Annotated in this window: 18 protein-coding genes and 1 riboswitch; of the genes, 9 read left to right on the plus strand and 9 right to left on the minus strand. The window is 67.8% G+C overall.

Annotation, left to right across the window (positions count from 1 at the left end; genetic code table 11):
* Window positions 1-3: 3 nt before the first annotated feature.
* The gene (locus GV792_RS10485; protein ID WP_163823862.1) at window positions 4-426 is read right to left on the minus strand and encodes an SgcJ/EcaC family oxidoreductase; all 423 of its coding nucleotides are present in this window, start codon (window positions 424-426) and stop codon (window positions 4-6) included.
* A 129-nt stretch (window positions 427-555) separates the two neighbouring features.
* Here GV792_RS10485 and GV792_RS10490 point away from each other — a divergent pair, with 129 nt between their 5' ends.
* Together GV792_RS10490 and GV792_RS10495 are read left to right on the plus strand one after the other, a co-directional pair.
* Window positions 556-1,395, plus strand: a complete 840-nt coding sequence (locus tag GV792_RS10490; protein ID WP_163823863.1) for a helix-turn-helix domain-containing protein — start codon at window positions 556-558, stop codon at window positions 1,393-1,395.
* A 109-nt stretch (window positions 1,396-1,504) separates the two neighbouring features.
* The gene (locus tag GV792_RS10495; RefSeq protein WP_163823818.1) at window positions 1,505-1,726 is read left to right on the plus strand and encodes a hypothetical protein; all 222 of its coding nucleotides are present in this window, start codon (window positions 1,505-1,507) and stop codon (window positions 1,724-1,726) included.
* A gap of 110 nt (window positions 1,727-1,836) precedes the next feature.
* On the opposite strand, the gene GV792_RS10500 is transcribed toward GV792_RS10495, so the two are convergent.
* A complete protein-coding gene (locus GV792_RS10500; RefSeq protein WP_218581191.1) occupies window positions 1,837-2,985 on the minus strand; it encodes an MFS transporter in 1,149 nt (382 codons plus the stop codon).
* A 79-nt stretch (window positions 2,986-3,064) separates the two neighbouring features.
* Here GV792_RS10500 and GV792_RS10505 point away from each other — a divergent pair, with 79 nt between their 5' ends.
* Window positions 3,065-3,799, plus strand: coding sequence for an AraC family transcriptional regulator (locus GV792_RS10505; RefSeq protein ID WP_163823865.1), 735 nt, complete (start codon window positions 3,065-3,067; stop codon window positions 3,797-3,799).
* A gap of 261 nt (window positions 3,800-4,060) precedes the next feature.
* On the opposite strand, the gene GV792_RS10510 is transcribed toward GV792_RS10505, so the two are convergent.
* Together GV792_RS10510 and GV792_RS10515 are read right to left on the minus strand one after the other, a co-directional pair.
* Window positions 4,061-5,797 (minus strand): ABC transporter ATP-binding protein, encoded by a 1,737-nt coding sequence (locus GV792_RS10510; RefSeq protein WP_163823866.1) that lies wholly within the window; start codon window positions 5,795-5,797, stop codon window positions 4,061-4,063.
* Complete coding sequence (locus GV792_RS10515) at window positions 5,794-7,611, minus strand: ABC transporter ATP-binding protein (protein WP_309139096.1); 1,818 nt, start codon at window positions 7,609-7,611, stop codon at window positions 5,794-5,796. The genes GV792_RS10510 and GV792_RS10515 overlap by 4 nt, the downstream gene beginning before the upstream one ends.
* A gap of 184 nt (window positions 7,612-7,795) precedes the next feature.
* Window positions 7,796-7,892: riboswitch (TPP riboswitch) on the plus strand.
* Here GV792_RS10515 and GV792_RS10520 point away from each other — a divergent pair.
* From GV792_RS10520 to GV792_RS10535, 4 genes are all read left to right on the plus strand, one after another.
* Window positions 7,886-8,590 carry a TenA family protein gene (locus tag GV792_RS10520; RefSeq protein WP_163823868.1) on the plus strand — a complete coding sequence of 235 codons (705 nt, stop codon included), beginning with the start codon at window positions 7,886-7,888 and terminating at the stop codon, window positions 8,588-8,590. (Overlaps the previous riboswitch by 7 nt.)
* A complete protein-coding gene (locus GV792_RS10525) occupies window positions 8,587-9,609 on the plus strand; it encodes an ABC transporter substrate-binding protein (RefSeq protein ID WP_163823869.1) in 1,023 nt (340 codons plus the stop codon). The genes GV792_RS10520 and GV792_RS10525 overlap by 4 nt, the downstream gene beginning before the upstream one ends.
* The gene (locus GV792_RS10530) at window positions 9,587-10,405 is read left to right on the plus strand and encodes an ABC transporter permease (protein WP_163823870.1); all 819 of its coding nucleotides are present in this window, start codon (window positions 9,587-9,589) and stop codon (window positions 10,403-10,405) included. The genes GV792_RS10525 and GV792_RS10530 overlap by 23 nt, the downstream gene beginning before the upstream one ends.
* Window positions 10,398-11,201, plus strand: a complete 804-nt coding sequence (locus GV792_RS10535) for an ABC transporter ATP-binding protein (RefSeq protein ID WP_163823871.1) — start codon at window positions 10,398-10,400, stop codon at window positions 11,199-11,201. Before GV792_RS10530 ends, GV792_RS10535 begins: the two co-directional genes overlap by 8 nt.
* 186 nt (window positions 11,202-11,387) lie before the next feature.
* Here the strand turns inward: GV792_RS10535 and GV792_RS29240 are convergent, their stop codons facing one another.
* Window positions 11,388-11,573, minus strand: a complete 186-nt coding sequence (locus GV792_RS29240) for a hypothetical protein (RefSeq protein WP_218580065.1) — start codon at window positions 11,571-11,573, stop codon at window positions 11,388-11,390.
* Between the two features lie 2 nt (window positions 11,574-11,575).
* Complete coding sequence (locus tag GV792_RS29245; RefSeq protein WP_163823872.1) at window positions 11,576-12,328, minus strand: HD domain-containing protein; 753 nt, start codon at window positions 12,326-12,328, stop codon at window positions 11,576-11,578.
* Window positions 12,329-13,087: 759 nt separating this feature from the next.
* On the opposite strand from GV792_RS29245, the gene GV792_RS10550 reads away from it, so the two are divergent.
* A complete protein-coding gene (locus GV792_RS10550; RefSeq protein ID WP_309139097.1) occupies window positions 13,088-13,402 on the plus strand; it encodes a hypothetical protein in 315 nt (104 codons plus the stop codon).
* A 9-nt stretch (window positions 13,403-13,411) separates the two neighbouring features.
* Window positions 13,412-14,209 carry an SMI1/KNR4 family protein gene (locus GV792_RS10555; RefSeq protein ID WP_163823874.1) on the plus strand — a complete coding sequence of 266 codons (798 nt, stop codon included), beginning with the start codon at window positions 13,412-13,414 and terminating at the stop codon, window positions 14,207-14,209.
* A 75-nt stretch (window positions 14,210-14,284) separates the two neighbouring features.
* Here GV792_RS10555 and GV792_RS10560 read toward each other — a convergent pair whose 3' ends face one another.
* From GV792_RS10560 to GV792_RS10570, 3 genes are read right to left on the minus strand one after another with little or no spacing between them, the layout of a single operon-like run.
* Window positions 14,285-18,571 (minus strand): SbcC/MukB-like Walker B domain-containing protein, encoded by a 4,287-nt coding sequence (locus GV792_RS10560; protein ID WP_163823875.1) that lies wholly within the window; start codon window positions 18,569-18,571, stop codon window positions 14,285-14,287.
* Window positions 18,572-20,083 carry a TIGR02678 family protein gene (locus GV792_RS10565; RefSeq protein ID WP_163823876.1) on the minus strand — a complete coding sequence of 504 codons (1,512 nt, stop codon included), beginning with the start codon at window positions 20,081-20,083 and terminating at the stop codon, window positions 18,572-18,574.
* On the minus strand, window positions 20,080-21,675 hold the full coding sequence (locus GV792_RS10570; RefSeq protein WP_163823877.1) for a TIGR02677 family protein: 1,596 nt from the start codon (window positions 21,673-21,675) through the stop codon (window positions 20,080-20,082). Before GV792_RS10570 ends, GV792_RS10565 begins: the two co-directional genes overlap by 4 nt.
* Between the last annotated feature and the right edge of the window lie 47 nt (window positions 21,676-21,722).

Here is a 21,722-nt window from a genome sequence, read left to right on the forward strand (position 1 = left end):
AGGTCAGTTCACCGGGGTGGGGAAGCCGCCGATGCGCGTGTTCTGGAAGCTGCTGAACAGCCAATGTCCTCGGCTGCACACGGCCACCCGAGTCTGGATCGATTTCTCGTCGGGATCCGGTGTCGTGCCCGGTGGTACGGGCCGTCCGGACCGGGTGATCAGGATCGCCGTATCTGGTACCGGGAAATGCAAGTTCAGCACCTCCGGCTCCAGCATCCGGGTCCCTTTCATGAACCCGTTCAACCCCTCCTGCACGGTGGCCGCGATCGGTCCGCGGCCTCGGATGTACTCGCCGAATACCGAGACGAAGACGGCGTCCTCGGTGAAGGTGTCCGCGAAGGCGGCGCCGTCTGCGGCCGCCCATGCCTCGATCTGAGCGTGCAGAAGGGCCCTCAGCTCATTGTCGGTGGTCACATCGTCGGTCATGCGTTCTTCCTCTCTTGATGAGCCGGTGGGCTCAGCCACGAGATTGCCAGGGCGTTGATCGCGTGCTCAATGACCTCACAGGTCATGAACCGATTGGGCCCGCGGGGACGGGATCGCTAGTCTGCGGGGGTGCGACAGGGCAACCAGGGTTCTCCGGTCGGGGCGTTGTTGCGGCAATGGCGGCACCGGCGACGGTTGAGTCAGCTCGAGCTCGCCTTGGCGGCCGACAGTTCGGCGCGCCACATTTCCTACCTCGAGACCGGCCGATCGCAGCCGAGCCGGGCGATGGTGCTGAAGCTGTGCGAGGCGCTGGATGTGCCGTCGCGAGAGCGGAATACGGTACTGTTGGCCGGCGGGTTCACGCCGGAGCATCGGGACAGCCCGCTCGACGAAGCGGAGCTGGCGTCGACGCGGATCGCGTGGGAGACCATGCTCGCCGCGCATGAGCCGTACCCGGCGGTGCTGGTGGACCGGTACTGGAACGTCATCACCGCGAATCGCGGTATGAAACTATTCGAGACCGCGATCGCCGACGAGGTGGCCGCCGAGCCGTCCAATGTGTACCGCATCGCCCTGTACCCGGAAGGGCCGGCGTCGCCCGCCCGGATGGTCAACTACCGGCAGGTCCGAAAGTATCTCCTGGAGAGGCTGATCGGGCAGGTGCGTGCGACTGGAGATCCGGCTCTGCAGGATCTCTACGACGAGGTATCCCACTATCCGCTGCCAGCGGAGCCCGACGAGATCATCGACGAGGTGACACCGAGCCCGTTCTCGATACCGGTACGCATCCGCACCGCCGCCGGTGAGCTGCGAATGTTCAGCACCACCATGACGTTCGGTGCCCCATCCGACGTCACCCTGGCCGAACTCGCCATCGAGCTGTTCTATCCGCTGGACGGCTCCACCGCAGCGATCCTGCACGAGCTGGCCCGAGCCGGCGGGTTTCCGGTCGGCGACGGCGCACGATGACGTTCGGCGTGCCGCCTGATCCGAGTCCGTGGCCGGCGACGGATCGTGCGTCGTTTCTGGGTGCCTTCCCGGACAACATCCTCTTCGCCCAGGACCGGTACCACTACTGATGGCACTATTCGCGAGCGGTCAGCAGCAGGTCGAGTTTGTTGGCATCACGCGAGCACAGCGCTTCGACGCGCGCCCCGGGCTGTTCGGCGTGGTGATCCTGCCTGCACCGGGGCATCTCGGGCCGCTCGAACTGAACCGTGTGATGGAGGTTGCCGACGTCGAGGTGGTGTTACCGCGTCTGTCGTTCGCACGATGGTCGACGGTTGAGGCCGGGCGGTGAGCGGATGGGTCGTTGCCGGGCTCGTGGTCGCGGTCGGTGTGCGCCGCAGCTTGTGTTGGTGCTGGCGATCTGGTGGCCGGGTGGGGAACGAGACCATCGACCGCATGGAATCAGGCTGTCGAGGTGACCATTTCGGAGGTCCGTGGCGAGGCCGGGTCGCGCAGGGTGCCGAACAGTAGCGAGCTGAGTACGGGCATCACTATCAGCGGGATCAACGCGACCTGGAGGGAGGTGGCGTCGGCGAGGCTGCCGAGCAGAGGGCTGGCCAGTCCGCCGATGGAGACGGTGAGTCCGAGGGTGACGCCGCCGGCGGTGCCGACCCGCGAGGGTAGGTAGTCCTGACTCAGGGTGACCTGGAGTGAGAACGGCACGTAGAGGCCGATCGAGGTCAATGCCACGAACAGGTAGATGCCTGGACCCGACACGCACACGACTCCGGCGATTGCCAAGGCGCTCATGGCATATGACCGGCGCGACACGGTCGTCCTGTCCGAGCGGCCGACCAGGTGCCCACCCAGGACCGAGCCGAACACGCCACCGAGGAAGAGGACGAACAGTGCCGCGGTGCCCGCGAGCGCGCTTCCGTGCATCCGCTGCTCGACGTAGACGGCAATGAAGGTGCTCAAACCGACGAACGCGATCGAGCGGAACACCACGGCCAGCGACAGCCTGAGAAATGACGGGATGTCGTCGTGACCGCTGGGCGCGAACTCCGCGGCACCGGCGGCCCGGCGCCGTTGCAGGGCCAGCAGCACCGGTAGTGTCATCGCGGCCCCGGCCAACGCGGGAATCAGCAGTAGTGGAGTCCAGTTCAACCCACCGAACGCGACCGTGCCGGCGACCAGCAATGGCGCCAGGGCGAAGCCGATATTGCCGCCGGTGGAGAAGTACGCCATGGAGGTGTGGCTGCCCTGGCTGGTTGCCCGAGCGATCCGAGCGGCTTCGGGATGATAGGCCGCGACTCCGATCCCCGAGATGGCGGCGAACACCAAGGTGAGCGCGTAGGACCCCGACAAGCCGCTGGCCGCGACTCCCGCGCCACCGACCATGGTGCTCAACGGCAGCAGCCCCGGCATCGACCAACGGTCGGTGAGCGCGCCGAAGAGCGGTTGGACCACGGAGGACAGCAGTGACGCCGCAAGCACGATGCCCGATGCGGCGGCGTAGGTGTAGGCCCGGTCAGCGACGAAGAATGGTACGAGCGCGGCGATGGCGCCCTGGTAGACGTCAACGCAGGCATGGCCGGCGGATAGCAACAAGATGGAAGTGTTTCGGCGCATGGATTCCATGCTCACCACCGGGGCCGCTGTCCCGCTTCCAATAAACTGACACGTTGTAATGGAAATCCGCCATCAGTCTGTCGCGCCGACCCGCGCTCAACTCCTCGCGCCCGGCGAGCAGATCGACGCTCACCGTCACGATGACCACCAGATCATCTATGCCGGGCGCGGCGTGCTGTCGATCACCACCAGCGCGGGCACGTGGGTTGCTCCCGGGACGCACGCCATCTGGGTACCCGCCGGTACCGTCCACGCTCACCGTGCTTACGGCGAACTGGAGCTGCACGTGCTCGGCCTCCCTGCGACCGACAATCCACTCGGGCTCACCTCACCCACGGTGCTGACCGTCGGCCCTTTGCTGCGGGAGCTGATCCTTGCCTTCACCCGCGACACCAGAGACACCCCGGAACGCATGCGGCTTCGCGCGGTCCTGCTCGACCAGTTGCGTGCCTCACCACAACAACCACTGCACCTGCCCACCCCCACGGCACCCTTGTTGCGGACGGTGTGTGCGCTGCTCGCCGACAACCCCGGCGACACCCGCACTCTGACCGAACTCGGCCGCGAAGTCGGAGCCAGCGACCGCACGCTGTCGCGGCTGTTCCACAATGACCTCGGCTTGACCTTCCCGCAGTGGCGCACTCAACTACGCCTGCACCACGCACTGGTCCTGCTCGCCGAGAAAACCCCGGTCACCACCGTCGCTCACCGCTGCGGCTGGGCTTCGGCCAGCGCATTCATCGACACCTTCCGCAAGACCTTCGGCCATACTCCCGGCGCCCACCTGCCCTGATTCTCGACCCGAGATGTCGCGATCCACGCCAGTCAGGATGGGCGAGGTCTGGTGGGCACAGGAAGGGACGTTGGGTAGGTGACGGGCTGATTCGGGCATCGCTGGGTGTCGCTGATGAATGCCGGATGCAGCCGGAGCCGGTTCTGCTCCGCACCGCAGCGCAGCGCTTCACCAGGGAACAGATCCCGCCGGGAATCCCCCGGGCGGCAGCGCATTCGCGCGCGAAGCTGCCACCGGGGGGACTGGTCGTCGAAGCGATCCTCAGCCGCGTGCGGCGGTGAGCCTCCACCCGGCCGCCCGGGTGCGTTCCGACCAGAACGCCGCGTACCGCCCGTCGGCCGCGACCAGCTCGTCGTGCGTGCCGCGCTCCACGATCCCGCCCTCATCGAGGAACAGGATCTGGTCGGCGTGGCGGATGGTTGGCAGGCGGTGGGCGACCACGAGCACGGTTTTGCCCTGGGTGAGTTCGCGGATACCGCGCACGACGGCGGCCTCGTTCTGCGGGTCGAGGGCGCTGGTCGCCTCGTCGAGGAGCACGATGGGCGCGTTCTTGAGCAGGGCCCGCGCGATCGAGATGCGCTGGCGCTCACCGCCCGACAGCGCGGTGCCGCCCTCGCCGACGCGGGTGTCCCAGCCCTCGGGCAGCCGTGCGGCGATCTCGTCGACCCGCGCGGTGCGGGCCGCCTGGAGCACTTCGTCGTCGGTGGCGTCCGGTCGTCCGACGCGGATGTTGTCCAGGACCGTCTGGTCGAACAGGTACACGTCCTGGAAGACGAGGGAGACCTGGTTCAGCAGGGTCTCCGAGGTCAGATCGCGGACATCGCGGTCGCCGAGCAGGATGCGGCCGCGGTCCGCGTCGTAGAACCGGGCGGCCAACCGGAGCACCGTGGTCTTGCCCGCGCCGCTGGGTCCGACGATCGCGGTGGTCGTCCCCGCCGGTGCCTTGAACGACACGCCCTCCAGCACGGTGTTGTCCGACCGGTAGCCGAAAGTGACGTCGTCGAACCGGACACCGGCGTCGACCGGCTGCGTGGGCTCGGCCGGCTCGGCGACCACCGGGGTGTCGAGGAACTTGTTGATCTTGTTCACCGCGACCATCGCGCGGCGGATGGCCGTCGACAACTCGGCGGCCTGGTTGAGCGGCTCGACGAACCGGGAGCTCACGGCGATCAATGCGATCGCGACCGGCACCGAGATTTCGCCCGACGTGGACAGCGAGATCGCCAGCCACACCAGGGGAATGAACGTCAGCTGCACGACGAAGGCGAAGATCACCAGGCCGGGCACGGACGCCCAGATGGAGCGCGTGGTGGCGCGGCCCTGTTCGCGCAGCGCCGTCCGCAGCGCGTCGGTGCCCGCGTCGTCGGCGCCGAAAGCGCGCAGCACCGGTTGCGCCTGGGCGAATTCGATGACGCGGGAGTTGGCCTCGGCGGCAGCCTGATGCTGGCCCACGGTGGCGTGTGCGTAGAGCGACCCGCCCCACTTGTTCACGAAGTAGAGGACAGGTGCGCTCACCACCATCGCCAGGGAGATCCGCCAGTCGATGAACAGCATGCCGACAGCGACCGTCATCGGCACCAGCACGGCGGTGACCAGTGGCGTGAGCAGGTGCGCGAACACGCCCATCACCTCGCGGGTGCTGGAGGTGATCAAGCGTGACGCCTGGCCCGAAGTGGCCGGGCCGAACGCGCCGAGTGGCATGGCGCCCAGGTGATCGCCGAGCCGCATCTGCAGGTGGCGCATGAGCGCGACGCCGATGCGCAGGCCGATCTGAGCCTGCAGGAAGCTGGCGGCGGCGACCACCAGGTAGGCGGCCACGATCCCAGCGAGCCACCAGCCCGCGCGATCGAGGCGATCGGCGAAAACGTCTTCGAGCAGCGGCGCGAGCAGGACGTAGGCGATGCCCTGCGCGATCGACAGCACGATCAGCGCGGTGCCGTAGCGGGGGAGCAGCGGCCGGTGCGCCTCGGGCACCAGTCGGGTGAGCTGGCGAATCATCGTGCGGCTCCCTCGATTTCGTCGAGATCGCGGACCGCGGCCTCGTTCGCGTCCCATAGCCCGCGGTAGGTTCCGGCCGCCGCGAGCAATTCGTCGTGTGTGCCCTGCTCGACCAGTTTGCCGTCCTCGAGGACGAGCAACTCGTCGACGCCGGTGATGGTGTGCAGGCGATGCGCGATCACCAGTACCGTGCGCCCGGCGACCAGTTCGGCCAGAGCGTCCTGGATCGCCGCTTCCGATTCTGGGTCGGCGAACGCGGTCGCCTCGTCGAGCACCAGGATCGGTGCGTCGGCCAGCAGCGCGCGAGCGATCGAGAGTCGTTGCGCCTCACCGCCGGACAGCCGCGCGTCATCGCCGATCACGGAGTCGTAACCGCGCGGGAGTTCCAGGATGCGCTCGTGGATCTGCGACGCGCGCGCGACGCGCTCGATTTCCTCGTCGCTCGCGTCCGGCCGCGCCAGCGCCAGGTTCGCGCGCACCGTGTCGTGGAGCAGGCGCACGTCCTGGAACACGAATGCCACGCGCCGGTACAGGTCCTCCTGCCGCATGGAGCGAATGTCCTGGCCATCGATGGTGATACGGCCCCGCGTGACGTCGTGGAACCGCGGCAGCAGTTTCGCCATGGTCGACTTGCCGGACCCGCTCGGTCCGACCAGCGCGGTGATAGTGCCCGGCCGCAGCGTCGCCGTGACGCCCTGCAGTACATCGTGGCCTTCGTGGTAGCCGAACTGCACGTCCTCGAACCGGACGGTCCCCGGCTCCACGCCCTCGGCCTCTGCCTGGTCGATCTGCTCCAGCTCCGCGACCTGCAACTGCTCATATAGTCGCAGGCACGCCGCGTCGGCCTGACGCAGCGACTGCGCCGAGTAGCCGACCGTCAGCACCGTGGTGCCGAGTCCGAGGCCGAGCAGCAGGAACGGCAGCAGATCCAGCGCGGACATGCCGCCCGACACCAGCGGCAGACCGACGGCGAGCACGACCACCATGAGGAACACCGGATTCAGCAGCAGGCTCGCCGACGCCTCGATCCGCGTCATCGGCGTCGCCCACGCCTTGAAGTAATCGGTGAATCCCTCGACCGCGTCGCGGTAGCGGTGGTGGGCGCGGCGGGCCTGGCCGAACGCCCGCACCACCTGGATGCCGTCGACGAACTCGACTGTCGCCGACTCCGAGCGCTTCTCCCACTCGGTGTATTCGCGCATCTTCTCGTCGTAGTTGCGGCCCATCATCGCGCCGAGCGCCACCCCGTACAGGGCCAGCGGCGCAAGGAGGGCCAGCGCGAGCCGCCAGTCGACGAGGAACAGATAGCCAAGCGTCAGGATGGGTGTCACGATCGCGGCGGTGAACTCCATCTGCGCGTGGGCAACCAGGTAGTGGATCGACTCCACATCGTCCTGGAGGAGTTTCTTGACCTCGCCCGAGGTGCGGGCCCCGAACCAGCCCAGTGGTACGCGCCGCAGCTTGTCGGCCAGCGACTGCCGCAGATGCAGCTGGTTGTCGGCGTCGATGACGTGGGTCCACAGCAGCGCGCCGGAGTACAGCATGCCGCGCAGGCCGAGCAGGATCAGCGCTACCAGCACCGGCTGCCACACATCGGTGGTGTCACCGTCGAGGAGCCGCCGGGCGGCCTCGACGATCAGCACGAACGGCAGTACCGCGCACAGTGCGGAGGCGAACACGATCGCGCTGGCGATCGCCAGGCGTCCGCGCACCGGCGCGAGTATCGCGTTGCGCGCCGCCTTCTCGGCTTGTTTGGCCTGTTTCGGGTCGGCGGCCGTCTCAGGACGGTCGCCGGTCAGGCTGTCTTCGGGCACAGAGGAACCCCTACGCATCGTTCGGGCGGGTAGTCACGCGCAGTCTATCCAGATCGGTCGAATGCAGGAAAGCCTTGCCTAATGCAGGGGTTCGACTGTGACGCGCGACACTTACCGGGCGCTCTGCGGCGGTCGAGGGCCGGACGGACATCCCCTTCGCGGGGATAGGCACTGCTATGGTCGGTCGTCGGACACGGGGTGCTTCGCTACCGCGAGGCTGAGAACACACCCGGCGAACCTGTTCAGGTAATGCTGACGAAGGGATGTCACGGCGTTGCACGCCCACACGACGAACACGGGTCGGTTCACCGACCAGCTCTGGGACCGGACGAAGGTCCTTCGGGTCGCGATCGACGACCTCGAATTCCTGCGACGGCTCGGTGATGGCACCTTGCCGCCCGAGGTGTTCCGCACTTATATCGAACAGGATTCGCTGTACCTGACCGGGTACTCGAAGGCGCTGGCCATCCTGGCCTCGAAATCGCCGGATCCGCAGACCGCCGCGTTCTGGGCGAACTCGTCGGCCACCGCTGCCGCCGTCGAATCGGCGATGCACGAGGAGCTGCTCAGCAGCGGGGCGCTGCCGCCGCGCGACGGTGAGCCGGAGCATTCGCAGACGTGTCTGGCATATGTGTCCTACCTGATCGCCACCGCCGCGACAGAGCCCTACGCGGTCGCCGCCGCGGCGGCGCTGCCCTGCTTCTGGATCTACGCCGAGGTCGGCCGCGACCTCGCCGAGAGCGCCGCGCAGGTGGTCGCCGCCGACCCGGACCACCCGTACGCGCGGTGGGTCACCACCTACGGTGCCGAGGATTTCCAGAAGTCCGCCGCCACAGCCCGCTCCCTGGTCGACGCGGCCGCCGAGTCGGCGGGCGAGCGTGAGCGGGAGGCGATGGCGGCGGCGTTCACCCTCGCGACGCGGTACGAGTTGATGTTCTGGGACACCGCCCTGCATCCGCAGCCGTGGCCGGCCGGATGAACGGCCGTGTGCGCCGCGCGCTCGCGGTCGCCGTCACCGCCGTCGCCGCGCTTTCGGCGCTCACCGCCTGCGGGTCGGGTGGCAGCTCCGATGACACGATCCGCTTCGCGCTGGACTGGACGCCGAACACCAACCACACCGGGCTCTACGTCGCGATGCAGCGAGGCTACTTCGCCGACGCCGGCCTCGACGTGCAGATCCTGCCGTACAACAACACGTCGGTCGACACCGTGGTCGACGCCGGGAACGCGGAATTCGGTATCAGCACGCACAATTCGGCCACGTTCGCCCGCGCGGCCGGTGCGCGCACGAAATCGGTGCTCGCACCCTTGCAGCACTGGGCGACGGGGATCGGTGTGCGCGCCGACCGCGCCGATATCGCGGGCCCGAAGGACTTGGACGGCAAGACCTACGCGGGCTTCGGCGACCCGGGCGAGAAGGAAGCGCTGCAACAGGTCATCCGCAACGACGGTGGCACCGGCGATTTCACATCGGTGACGCTGGGATCATCCGCCTACGAGGCGGTGTATTCCGGTAAGGCCGACTTCACCGTCTCCTATCTGGCGTGGGAGGGCATCGAGGCCGAACATCACGGCACGCCGATGAGGTACTTCCGCTACACGGATTTCGGCTTTCCCGACGCGTACGCGATCGTGATCGACGCCAATGAGGACTGGCTCGCCGCGAATCCCGACCGCGCACGGCACTTCGTGCAGGCTCTGCAACGCGGCTACCAGTTCGCCGCCGACAACCCCGACGCGGCGGCCGAGGACCTGATCGAGGCCAACCCGGGCGCGTTCAACGATGAGGCTTTGGTCTTCGAAAGTCAGCGCATGCTGGCCGAGCAATTCATGAAAGACGCCGACGGCCGGGTGGGCGGCCAGACGTTGGCGCAGTGGGCGGCGAACTCCGGCTTCCTGTATCGGGGTGGCCTACTGACCGGGCCCGACGGTACGCCGCTGTCCGAGGAACCCGACTGGTCGAGCTATTTCACCAATGAGTACCTCACCAACCCGTGACATCGCGGTAGGCGAAACGGCTCGCCCGGGCGGTATCCGGTGGGCCGTTCCGTCCGTGGTGATGGTGGCCGTGCTGGTCGCCGTCTGGCAGATCTACGTCTCGACCAGCGGTATCCGCCCGCAGGTGCTGCCATCACCCCTGCGGGTGGTGCGGCAGGGGTGGGCGCACCGCGACGAGATCGGCACCCACGCGGCGGCCACTGTGCAGGTGACGCTGATCGGGTTCGCGGTCTCGCTGACGCTGGCCTGGGTGCTGGCGATCATCGTGGACTTCTCCCCGTGGTTGCGGCGCGCCTTCGTGCCGTTGTTCGTCGCGTCGCAGACCCTGCCGATCGTCGCGATCGCGCCGCTGATGATCATCTGGTTCGGATTCGGGCTGCTGCCGAAGATCCTGGTGGTCTCGCTGGTGACCTTCTTCCCGATGGCGATCGGCCTGATCGAGGGGTTCGCGGCGGCCGACCGGGAGGCGGGCGCGTTGTTGCGGAGTATGGGCGCTTCCCGGGTTCAGGTGTTCCGGTATGTGCGGTTGCCCTCGGCGGTGCCTCGGTTCTTCACCGCCTTGCGCATCGGGATCACCTACGCGGTGGTGGGTGCCGTGTTCGCCGAGTACGTCGGTGCCAGTGCGGGCCTCGGCATCTACATGAGCTTGCAGAAGAATTCGTTCCGCACCGATTTGGTGCTGGCGGCGGTGCTGGTGACCGCACTGTTGAGCATCGCGCTGTATCTGGCGACGTTCGTGATCGAACGACTGGTCGCGCCATGGGCCCTCGCGGAGAACAGGAGCGGCCGTGCTTGACGACGCGGACGACCGGCTCGTCGTCGACCGGCTCAGGAAGTCGTTTCCGCGACCCGGGCGGCGCAGCCCCGATCTCGAGGTGCTCGGCGGGGTCTCGTTCACGGTCCGGTCGGGCGAGTTCGTCAGCGTCATCGGGCCGAGCGGGTGCGGGAAGAGCACCGTTTTCAACATGCTGGCCGGACTGGAATCCCCCGATTCGGGCGGTGTCCACTTCCGCGCGACCGATGACGACAACCCGGCCTCGCACTGCGCTTATATGCCGCAGAAGGATCTGCTGTTCCCTTGGCGGACCATCCTCGACAACACGATCCTCGGCTTGCAGGTCCAGGGCGTTCCCAAGTTGGAGGCTCGCCGCCGCGCCCTCGATCTGTTCCCGGTGTTCGGACTGGCCGGGTTCGAGAACGCCCGGCCCGCCCAGCTGTCGGGCGGGATGCGACAGCGGGCGGCGATGCTGCGCACCGTCGTGCAGGAACGTGAGGTGCTGCTGCTGGACGAACCGTTCGGCGCGCTCGACTCGTTGACACGGACCGAGATGCAGTCGTGGTTGCAGCAGGTGTGGCAGCGCTACCGGTGGACGGTCCTGATGATCACCCACGACATCCGCGAGGCCGTCTACCTGTCGGATCGCGTGATCGTGTTGTCGGCGCGCCCCGCCACCGTGCGTCACGAGGTGCGCGTCGATCTCCCACGACCACGGGACCTGGCGACGATCACGGCGCCCGAATTCGTCGCGCTGGAACAGGAACTCCTCGAGATCCTGCACGACGAGTCGCGGCGCGCGTCTTCCGAACAGTAGACCGATACGCCGATGTGGGCAGAATCTGCTGTCCGGCGTGCATAACCGGCCGGTAATGACGACGCTTGCGGTGAAGTCCGCCTCGGTGCGAGGGCAGTGCTCAGCCGACCGATTCCAGCGCGAGCCCACCGTGGATCGAATGGGGAAGACTCCCGACCGGTCAGAACACCGGGTAGGGCTTCGACTTCAGCTCCAGCGACCCGCGCGAAGGGCGGCAACGGACTCCACCATCCCCGCTCGCTCGAGTGCGTCGAGGACGTCCTCTGTCGTTTCGGGTGGGTTGCGCCGGGAATCGGCGATCTGCTGGACGCACGCCCACACGCGCCTGCCGTCGATGCTGACCTGCTCGACGAGAAAGTCGTCCGGGGTCATGGCTACGATATGCCAAGGATCCAAGCTGTCCGCGGGAAAGTCGGCCGTGTTCCAGGTGACGATCGTCGTGGCCTGGCATGTGATTGCGGCGGCCAGAACGTGCCGATCATCTGGTCCAGTTGGTCGTATGACTTGCGTTTGGGTCGTTCGATTGCTTTCGCAGTGCCGAACTTCCTGGCGAACTCGTCCCGCCACGCGGTCGGCGGCACGGCTAGTGCGGCCTCGGCCAGTGCTTTACCGGTCGCTGTCGTGATGAGAGGGATCATGCTGCGAACGAACCGGTCCATCGACGCGGCTCCGCGCCCTGCGTCTTGGTATTTGCGAGCGGTGAGCAGCGGATCGAGTGTGTCGGTATCTCGCGAGCACAGCGCTTCGATGCTCGCCCCGGGCTGCTTGGCGGACTCATGTTCGGCGACGGCGGCACGAATGCACTCCGCGAGTTCCTCAGGCAGACCGGCGGTCTGATCGGCCACCACGTCGACAGCCGGAACCTGGGTGACGTAAGCCTTTCCCGAGGCTCGTACGTCACCGTATCGAGTTTCCGGAATGTCATGGAATAGCCACAGCGCCGCTCGCTCCGCGTCCGCGCCCTCGATCACGGCAGGCGCGAACGCCGGCACAGCCACCCGCCACGAATGCGCAGCGACAGATTCACCATCGGTGATCCCGGCGCGCAGCCACCCCGCCCTCGGAAGCGACTTCAGATAGCCCAGCTCGTAGGCGAAGGTGCGGTCCTCGACAGTAGATCCAGCCACAAGTGGCGTGGCGTGTCGGCTCGGTGGGGTAGATGCCGACGATTTCTCGTTGTGCGGCTTGGTTTGTCGCCAGATCCAGGTCCGGCCACAGAAAGCCGACGGCGACACCCAGCAGCGCGGCGGCTTTACGGGCGGTGGTTCGACGTGGAACGACCCCGTTGATAACCCAGCGATGGACGCTCTTCGGGTCGAGTTCAATCTGCACGGCCAGTGCTTGGTTTGTGAGCCCCGCGTCCGCGATCGCAGCGCGTAGGCGTTCGTTCGGAGCCGATCCCGATGACATCGCAAGCCCCCCAGGACATTCAGGACGTACTGGGATGCGGCGCAGATCCAGCGGCTCGCTCGACGCCTCGGATATCCGGTCGTGTGGCCCGCCGAGTTCTCGGTGCTGCCCACTGCTGATCAGGTGCGCAGCGCGTGGGCTGAACTGGTGATCCTGCCGCACCAGAACATCTCGGACCTCTGGAACTGAACAATGTCATGGAGATTGCCGATGTGGAGGTGGTGTTACCTCGTTTGTCGTTTGCGCGGTGGTCGACGATCGGGGTGGGGCGGTGAGTGTTTGGGAAATTGTCGGGCTCGGGGTCGCGACCGGTGTGCCGCTTGTGGTGTTGGCGTTGGCGATCTGGTGGCCGGATGGCGAATGAGCGATCGATGTAGTCTGCCGAGCGAGATGAGTAACACCCCAATACAGCCGCGGACACTGACCGATCTGGAGGTGGAGTCGTCAGGAAGTTGCTGTCGTCCGACGCACCAGGGGTGAGTGAATACCTGACGCAACCGCCGTACGCGCGGGTGGTCGCCACCTGGGGCGTGGGATCGCCCAGCGTCGACTTGGCGGTAGCGCCCGGTGCGGCGCCGGCATCCGTCTCGATGGACGGAATCTCCGCCAGTGCTGCGGTGAGCGATCGAAACGGCACGCCGGTCGGGGAGGTCATCGTGTGGGTCGAGGGCGGCTGGTTGAGCGGGATCGAGTACGCCTGGTACACCGACGAGCGACCGGATTTGCTGCCCGACCCGAGCCGGATACTACTTCCCGGCTTTGACACTACGAGTTGCATTCTCTGTCGGTAGATTCGGGGTATGCACCCGCTCCTCGCGCGACTCGACCAGTGGCTCGCGGTGAATCGGCCCGTCTACTATGCCGGGCTCATGCCCGGAGCTCCGGAGGCCGACGTCGACGAGCTCGCGCGTGATGTCGGTGGTGAGCTCCCTGTGCTGCTTCGGGAACTGTTCACCTGGCATAACGGGCAGGACAGAAACGATGGATGTCTGGAGTCTCTCTGGTTTCTCATGTCGACCGAAGACACTGCTGCCGCCATCGAAGATATGTTGTGGGTCAAAGAGACCGAAGGTTTCGAGGATCTGTGGTGGGGCGCAGGTTGGGTCCCGTTCCTGGCGAACATCTACGGTGACTATATGTGCGTCGATCTACAGGGCGCCTTCGACGGCACACCTGGGCAGCTCATCGAGTTCCGCAGCAAGGACGAGTTCCGGAATATCCGATACCCTTCCCTGGAAGCATGGCTCGAAACGTTCGTCATCGCACTCGAGACAGGCATGTTCGAAGAGGCCGGACAGGACTACCGACCCGGCTGCTGGGACCCCGTGGATTCTGAAGCGTATGAGGCACTTATCGCTGGACGCTACCCCGGCTATCCCATCGAAACCTGCATACCTGATTCCCCTGACGATCCCCGGGGCGAGTCCTTTTCCGATTTCGTCGATAAACACTATAAAGAAGAACTCGTCCATGCCGTTGACCTGGACACACTGCATGCGGCACTGCGAGGCACCGGCGTGGGTGACAGTGTTGTCGATCGCGCATTCGACCGATTGAGAGAGGTACGCACCCACGGTACGAACACCGAGGAGGAATGAACCGTCGACGGGGGGCTACTTCCTCGGCGAAGTCTGCCGGTGTCCGCACCTCGCTCGACATCAGCCGCCTGCGATTCACCCGACGGGTTCCAGCGGCAACCCGCCATGAATCGAATGCGGCAATCGCCGCCGGTTGGGGGAGTGTAGGGCGGTGGTGAGGTCGGTGCCGTCGTGTTCGGCAAGGAGGTCGCCGGCGTCCCAGATGAGCAGGGTGGCGCTGACGGTGTTCTCTGCGGTGGAATGGGCCAGGTCGTAGTGGGCGCAGGCGGGGACGTGGGGGTAGGTGATCCACAGGTCGTAGCCGGTCATGAACAGGTCGAGATCGAATTGGACGCTGAGGCCGAGCAATTCGCTGCGGCCGTTGTCGTCGACGCCGGCGAAGGCCTCATCGAGAGCCAACAGGCGCGGTGCTTGTGGGTCGGCGGAATCGAGCATGACGTGGGCCGCGGCGAACAGCGGCAGATGCAGTGAGACCGACTGCTCACCACCGGACAGGGCGCTGTGGCGGGCGACGGTGAGGCGGTCCTCGGTGCCGTCGCCGGAAATCAGCGTGAACGAGAACACCCGCCACGTGCGGTAATCCAAGGTCGCGGCGAGGATTTCGGGGTAGGAGCGTTCCGGGTGGGCGGCGCGGGCGGCGCGGATTTCGGACGCGAAATGGGCGCGGATCGCTGCCAAGTCTTCGGCGCCGAGTGCCGAGGTATCGCGGTCGAGCAGTTTGCACATTGCGCGTGCAGCATCGGACAACCCGTCGGCGAGCAGCCAGTGCACGCCGATGGTGTTGCCGGACGACATGCGTCGCTGCTTCATCTCGGTACTCATCCGGCTGATCAGTTCACGGGCGTCGCTGGTGCGTTCGTGGATCTGCTGGGCGAGACCGGTCAGCAGTGCGTCTTCGAGGATGCGGCGCTCGGCGTCGGTGAGCAGCAGCTCTTGATCACGCCGCGCGGCGTCGACACGATCGGCGAAGTCCGCGAGCGGGGCGACACCGTGATCATCATGGACTCGCACTACCGTCAGTCCGTCGGCGGCGTCCCAGTGCACCCGATAGTCGCGTCCCGAGGCGGCCAGTGCGGCATCGAACTCCTGAAGCGCCGTGGTCACCGCGCTGCGGGTCGACTTGCGGCCCGCTTCGGTGGCGCGCACAGATTCGGTCGCGGTGCGCAGCTCGGCGAACAGCTCGGCCACCTCGTCGGGCAGCACCGCGGGCTCGGATTCCGGCCCGGCCGAGGCGATCCGATACAGCAGCTGGTCGGGTGTGGACCACGCGGCATCACTACTCGGCCACCGGCATTCGGTGTTCGCGCCGAGCAGAGCCAGCAGATCGGGCTGCGCGTAGGGCGCCAGCGCGCGGACATCGGCGAGCACTTCGGTGAGCGCGGTACCCAGCGACTCGTGCGCCGTGCGGTAGGCGGCCTCGGCGTCGCCGACCGCTTCGATCGCGGTATTGGCGGCCTTGCGCGCGGCCTTCTGCTCGGCCCTTGCCGCCTCGATGCGTTCGCGTGCCTGCTCCAGGTCCCGATCGATATCGGCGGCGCTCGCACCGAGCGAATCGCGCAGCGTTTCCAACTTGCGCGATTGCTCCTCGAAGCCGGACTGTGCGGCCTCGGCTTCCTCGGCGAACGCCTCGGCGAGGTCGCGTGCCTCGATATGGCGGTCGCCGGCCTCGCGTTCCCGTTCGCGATCGCGCTCGTGTTCGGCGCGCAGGCGCAGCAGACCGGTGCCGGTGTTCTCGAAATGCCGGATCGTCGCGGCCAGGGCATCGATCTCACGCGGGTCGCGTGGGGTGCGGTGCGCTACGGCGGCGGCGCGCATGGCCTTATCGGCCGCCGACGCCTGCGCGACCGCCTGATCGAGGTCAGCATCGGCCTGCGTCGCGGCCTCGGTCTTGGAGCGCAGCATGCCCGCGCATTCGGATACCGCGCGCAGGGCCGCGGTCACGCCGGTTGGGCGCGGGAGAGCCTTGGCGGCGGCGCTGATGCGTGCGAGCTGCGCACTGGCCCCGGATTCGTCGTCGGTGGCTGCCTGCTGCTCGGCGGTGGCGGCCTCGATCGCCTGATCCAGTTCGGCGATACGCAATTCGCGCCTGCGGGCGCGGGCGGTGGTGCCGATGAACTCGGCCTGGGGCTTGTGGTGGCGGCCCAGCTGTACGCCGAGCCGGAAATGGCCGGAGGCCGAGACCGCAGCGGGCCCAGCGGAATCCGCAACTGTCGACGACCCGGCCTCGGGGCCACTGCGCGTGGCACCGGCGTGGCCAACGTGATCGGCGAGGTCGCAGGCGATGGTGCAGTCGTTCGAGTCGGCGTCGCGGACTGCGATCGACGCCAGCACAGCCGCTACTTCAGCCCGCGGGACGGTCAGCTCGTCGGAATCCTCCTCCACGACCAGCACGTCGGCGAGGGTGCGGCCGGCCGGGCGTGCGTCTGCGGGCAGCGGGACGAGGAATGCCTCCGAGTGGTAGTCGGCGGGGCGGTCGGCCTCCGCGCAGAGCCAGCCGTCGAGCAGGCCGGCGGCCGCAAGCGCGGATTCGATGCCCGCGGCGGATTCGGCGGGCACATCGTCGGCGAAACGGATGAGCCGCCAGAGTGGTGCGCCGGGCAAGCCGTCGCGAGCGTCGGTCCGGGTCGGAGAGGCCGGCGGTGCATCGTCACGCTGGGCAGCGACCCGGTCGCGCTCCGACCGGAGTCCGCGGATCTGCTCGGCCGCGGCGGCAGCGCGCGCCTTCGCCTCCTGACGACGAGTGCGCAACTCGTCGAGCAATGGTTCGGCATGCTCGGCGAGGGTTTCCGGCAGGCCCGCGACCTCGTCGGCCCCGGTCTGGGCGACTGCCGTCTCCAGCGCGTCGACGATGTCGTTTCCCTGGGGGGCATACACCTCGCGGTGCGTGCTCCACCAGTCGCGCAACGCCGCACTCGCTTCGGTGCGCGCCACCGTCACCGCTGCTTCGGCGCGGGCGATCTCGGCGGCGGCCCCATCACGGGCCGTGCGAGCCCGATCGGCGAGACGTTCGGCCCTGGTGCGCTCCGCCGAGGCGGTATCGAGCAAGCCGAGCGCGTGACGGACGGCGCGGACATCGGCGTCGCGTTCTTCGGCGTGGCCGCGCACGGCGGTGGTGACCTGGTCGGCCCGTGACAGATCCGGCAGCGGTGTCCAGGAGATCCCCGCCTCCTCGGCCGCCGCGCGTAACTCGTCCTCGCCCCGGGAGAGCGCGGTCGCCGTGGTGGCGACCGCGGCAGCGGCACGTTCGGCTTCCTGGGCACGCTGATCGAGGGTCTGGGCCGCTTTGACCGACTTGTCGCGATGCGCGCTCGCGGAGGTCTCCAATCGGCGGACCGCGTCGGCGAGATCGTCGAGCTGCTGTTTGCCCTCATAGGCGCTGGAACGTTGCAGCGTCTCCCGATCGGCGATGGCCTGCTCGTAGGCGCGGTCGGCGTCATCGGCGCGTGCCTCGGCCGCGGTGCGTTCGCCCTCGCGACGCTCGCGCAGCGCCGTCGCCGCGAACAGCGCGGTCCCGGCGTGGGTGACCGCGTCCAGGCGGGTGGCGACCTGCTCGACATCGGTCTTGGCCTGTACCGCAAGATATTTCCGGTACACCGATACGAAATCCCTGGTCGCGGTGTCGGCCTGGACCAATCCCGCCAGCGTGCGCCCGACCTCCTCCATATCGCTGAACGAGCGGGCGGCATCCATGATCAGCTGATCGTCCAGCGGCCGCAGTCCGTCGGTCAGCGCCTGCGACAAGCCGCGCGGATCGAGATTCTTGGCCAGCTGCGGGCGGCGCAGCGTGAGGATCAGGTTGATGAGCTGGTCGTAGCGTTGGGTGCCGAGCCCGAACATGCGCGCGTCGATCGCGGCCCGATACTCCACCGGGCGGTCGACGATGGCATCCGAACCGATCTGTTCGGCCAGCTGTTTCCGGGTGAACGGCCGGTCATCCGGCCCGAGCAGGGAGAAGTCGACACCGACGCGGCCGTCGGCCACGAAATACCAGCGCGTCACCTTGTCCGAGGAGCGCGTGGCCCGCATACCGATACCGACGGTCACCACCTCGGGGTCGTCCCAGTGGCCGCGCGAGAACTCCATCCAGATATAGGAGTAGGCCGATTCCTGCTTGCGGTAGAGCAGGTTCGACTTCATGGTGCGCTCTTCACCGGCGAACGGGTTGAGCCGCCGCGGCTCGATCCTGCCGTCGAGCACGAACGGGAACAGCACCTCGAGGGCCTTCGTCTTGCCCGAACCGTTGGGCCCACGCAGCACCAGCCTGCCATCGGCGAAGCAGAACTCCTGATCGCGGTAATCCCACAGGTTCACGATCCCCGCGCGGGTCGGCACGAACCGCACCCCGCCGTGAATGAGCGACATCTACTCGGCTCCTTCCGTACCGGCCGCGTCCAGCACGGGTTCCCGGTGAAGTCGGTCATCGGTGGGGGACACGACGGGGTCGACGGCAACGGCGCCACCTGCCGCGAGGGTCGGCGCGGTCTCGTTCGGTTCGGCGGTGTCCGAGGACGGGAATGTCTCGGCTGCGGTGACGAACAACTCGGCCGACTTCTTCGCGCGCACAGTGACCACCGCGCCCCGATAGCGCGCCAACGCGGGCAGTACCAGCAGGCCGTCCGGCACCCGGACAATCAGGCGCAGCCGGTCGAGCAACGCGATCACCTCGGCGGTGAGACCTGGGACGTCGGCCTGCCACTGGGCGGCGAAGGTGGCGCCGTAGCGGTCGGTGAGCGCGCGCACGGTCTCCTCGATCCAGGCGGTGTCGAGGAAGGGGTGATCGGGCTCCGGCGCTGACTCGGTGGCCAGCTCATCGGATTCGGTTGGCGCCGCATCGAGTTCGCTCAGCGGTTCGAAGACCGACGACTGCGGGATCGCCGCGTCGAGATCGGCCGCGAGTGCGGAGGCGGGGTCGGTGGCCCCGGTGCGCCGGGTGATCGGATCGTCGATATCGAGGACCCGATCCGCGATCTCGCCCGCCAGCAGCAAACCGACCTGGGCGAGTGTCCCGGTGCCGGGAAACCGGACATCGGACAACCGCCCGGACGTATCGATCAAGGCCACACCCTCGGCGCGGCGTTCGGCACGCAGACCGGTGAACAGTTCGACCTCGGCGATGAGCCGATCCTGGGTCAACAGCGGCAGTTCGTCGGCCGCGAGGTCGGCCGCATACACCACCGGCCGCTCGACCAGTGCCCGCCGCACGTGCCGCGCCGCCTGGGAATGGCGAGTCGACGCCGGGCCGGTGGCAGTGGGTTCACCGAGCAACCCGTGCACACTGTGCAGGTGCTGCAAGGCCCGCGACGGCCGGAACAGCGCGAACACCACCGCGCGGTCGATGTCGTAGAGCGCCTCGCCCGCATTCGGGTCCGAGGCCCAACCGCTCGCATCGCCGTCGGCCAAGGTCAGTGCCCCGCGGGTGGCCAGCCAGCCCACCGCATCGACGAAGGCGTCGCGGTCGGCGGCACGATCGGTCGCCAGGTCGAGCCCGTCCACTCGCGCGGTGTACACCGCCACCTGGTCGGCGAGCTCGGACAGGGTGATCTGATCACCGGCCCGACCCAACGCGGCCAGCGCCAGCGCCAGATACGCGTAGCGACGCCGGTCGAACACCCGGTCGGCGGGTGTCCGCGCAGGCCTGCTCGCGTCCAACCGGTCCAGCACCGGGAACACCCGCGCCGTGGTCTCGGTGACCTCCAGCCGGTAACCGAACAGCTCCGCCAGGTCCTCGCGCAACTCAGTGGCCCAGCGCCGCACCAGCGGCAGGGCGATGCGATCCGGGTAGGTGCGGGTGACCAGGTGATTGGCCAGCACTACGCGGGCCGCGCGCTGATAGTTGTCCAGCGCGAGAGCGTCGATGCGTCCGCGTGTGGTCATGCCTGGCCCCCCGTGCCGCCGGTCGCGGCCGTGCGATTCGATGCGCGTGTCGCCTGCCGGACCTCGAGCTTGCGATTGTTCAGATGCAGCACGCCCGCAGCCGTGCGGACCTCGGTGGAACCGGTATGCGCGGAGACGGTGAGCGTGACCCCGCTGTCGGAACCGCTGGTGCCCTCGACCCGTCCGCTGACCGGCACCCACGCCGTCGAGGCGGCGTCGAGCAGGCGCAGCAGCACTTCGGTCTCCCGCGCATCGAGCACCCGCTCGTGCACGTCGGCACCCGCCAGCGATCGCGCCGCCGCCGCGCGCTCCCGCTGGGCCGCCAACTGGGTGTCGCGCAACCGCCGAATACCCGCGTCGTTGCGATGGATCCGGGCCGGCGCACCGGCCGACGGTGGCCGTCCGGTTTCTGCCAGTGTCCGCGAGATCTCCAAGGGTGGTGCCTCCCACCAGGTTCGGATCGCTGGCACGATATCGGCGTCGGGATGTTCGGTGGCCAGATGCCGCGGCCTGCCGAGTCCGAACACAGCATCGAAGAGTGCGTGGGCGCTGTCGGCGGTGGGTGCGGCGGTGAACCAGGCCGCCAGATGCCGCAGCGCCGATTCGCGGCTGACCCCACCCCTGCGCGTTTCGGTGACTCGCCGCAACAGCGACAGCACCGCCGCGATCGCGCTCATGGTGGCCTCACGCAGCCGCTCGGCCTCGGTGCTCGCGCCCGCGGTGTCCTCCGGCGGTACAAACCAGGTGCGCAGACCGTCCCAGCGGGCGCGCCAATCCGCCTGCCTCCGTGCCGGACTCAGCAACACCCGCTCATCGCAGCCCGCTGCCAACTCGATCAGCTCATCGATACCCGTGTCCTCGACCGCGGTGATCGCCGCGGCCAGCCGTGGCGCGAACCGGGCCAGGTCGAGACCGAACTCGCGCATATGCGCGAGCAAGGCGTCCTTGTGGGCGAGAAACGCTTCCGGGGTGATCTCGGTCGTTCGCACCAGATCTCCCAGCGACAGATAGAACTGCGCCGCATGGCCGGCCATATCGGTGAGCGCGATATCGAGCCTGCGCAATGTCCGATACACCCGCTCGGCATCGGCGCCGCGGTTGGCCTCGGCGAGGGTGTGGAGATCGGCCAGCAGTTCCGGCAGCACCAGCCTCGGCAGCGATACATCGTCGAGCCGGGCTTCCAGCACACCAGCGACGGCCCGGTAGGCCTGGAACCCGGCCTGAGCGAACTGGTACACGAAATGCCGGTTGCGGTATTCGGCAAGGGTCGCCGCCCGGGAGCCGTCGTAGCTGCGCTCCAGCACACCCCAGCGATGCAGTTGATCGAGCAGTGGGCCGATCTCTGCCGCGGTGAGCCGGGTCGACGCGGCGGTACCGGCTGATTCGGTGGCCGCGTTGTCGGCGGTGTCGATCCAGGCGGCGACGTCGTCGGCGTGCAGCAATACCACGTAGGCGGCGCGGGCTCGATCGAAGGCATCGAGAACGCGCAGGTAGTCGGCACGCTTCTCGGCGGTGGCGAACGAGAACAGCCGAAGACGTTCGTCCCGGAACGCGGGTTCGGTACTCGGGGAGCCGTCGGCGGAATCGGTCACCGGGAACAGGGTAATAGCGGGCGGGTCGCTACCGGCACGATGAACCC

Source organism: Nocardia cyriacigeorgica (assembly GCF_010868145.1).
In the GTDB taxonomy this organism is placed as follows: Bacteria; Actinomycetota; Actinomycetes; order Mycobacteriales; family Mycobacteriaceae; genus Nocardia; species Nocardia cyriacigeorgica_D.

What these genes read in the sequence shown, in the direction of transcription:
- GV792_RS10555 (WP_163823874.1), top strand. Translation starts at nt 13,412, where the DNA reads ATGCACCCGCTCCTCGCGCGACTCGACCAGTGGCTCGCGGTGAATCGG.
- GV792_RS10525 (WP_163823869.1), top strand. Translation starts at nt 8,587, where the DNA reads ATGAACGGCCGTGTGCGCCGCGCGCTCGCGGTCGCCGTCACCGCCGTC.
- GV792_RS10505 (WP_163823865.1), top strand. Translation starts at nt 3,065, where the DNA reads ATGGAAATCCGCCATCAGTCTGTCGCGCCGACCCGCGCTCAACTCCTC.
- GV792_RS10565 (WP_163823876.1), bottom strand. Translation starts at nt 20,083, where the DNA reads ATGACCACACGCGGACGCATCGACGCTCTCGCGCTGGACAACTATCAG.
- GV792_RS10560 (WP_163823875.1), bottom strand. Translation starts at nt 18,571, where the DNA reads ATGTCGCTCATTCACGGCGGGGTGCGGTTCGTGCCGACCCGCGCGGGG.
- GV792_RS10530 (WP_163823870.1), top strand. Translation starts at nt 9,587, where the DNA reads ATGAGTACCTCACCAACCCGTGACATCGCGGTAGGCGAAACGGCTCGC.
- GV792_RS29240 (WP_218580065.1), bottom strand. Translation starts at nt 11,573, where the DNA reads ATGACCCCGGACGACTTTCTCGTCGAGCAGGTCAGCATCGACGGCAGG.
- GV792_RS10485 (WP_163823862.1), bottom strand. Translation starts at nt 426, where the DNA reads ATGACCGACGATGTGACCACCGACAATGAGCTGAGGGCCCTTCTGCAC.
- GV792_RS10510 (WP_163823866.1), bottom strand. Translation starts at nt 5,797, where the DNA reads ATGATTCGCCAGCTCACCCGACTGGTGCCCGAGGCGCACCGGCCGCTG.
- GV792_RS10495 (WP_163823818.1), top strand. Translation starts at nt 1,505, where the DNA reads ATGGCACTATTCGCGAGCGGTCAGCAGCAGGTCGAGTTTGTTGGCATC.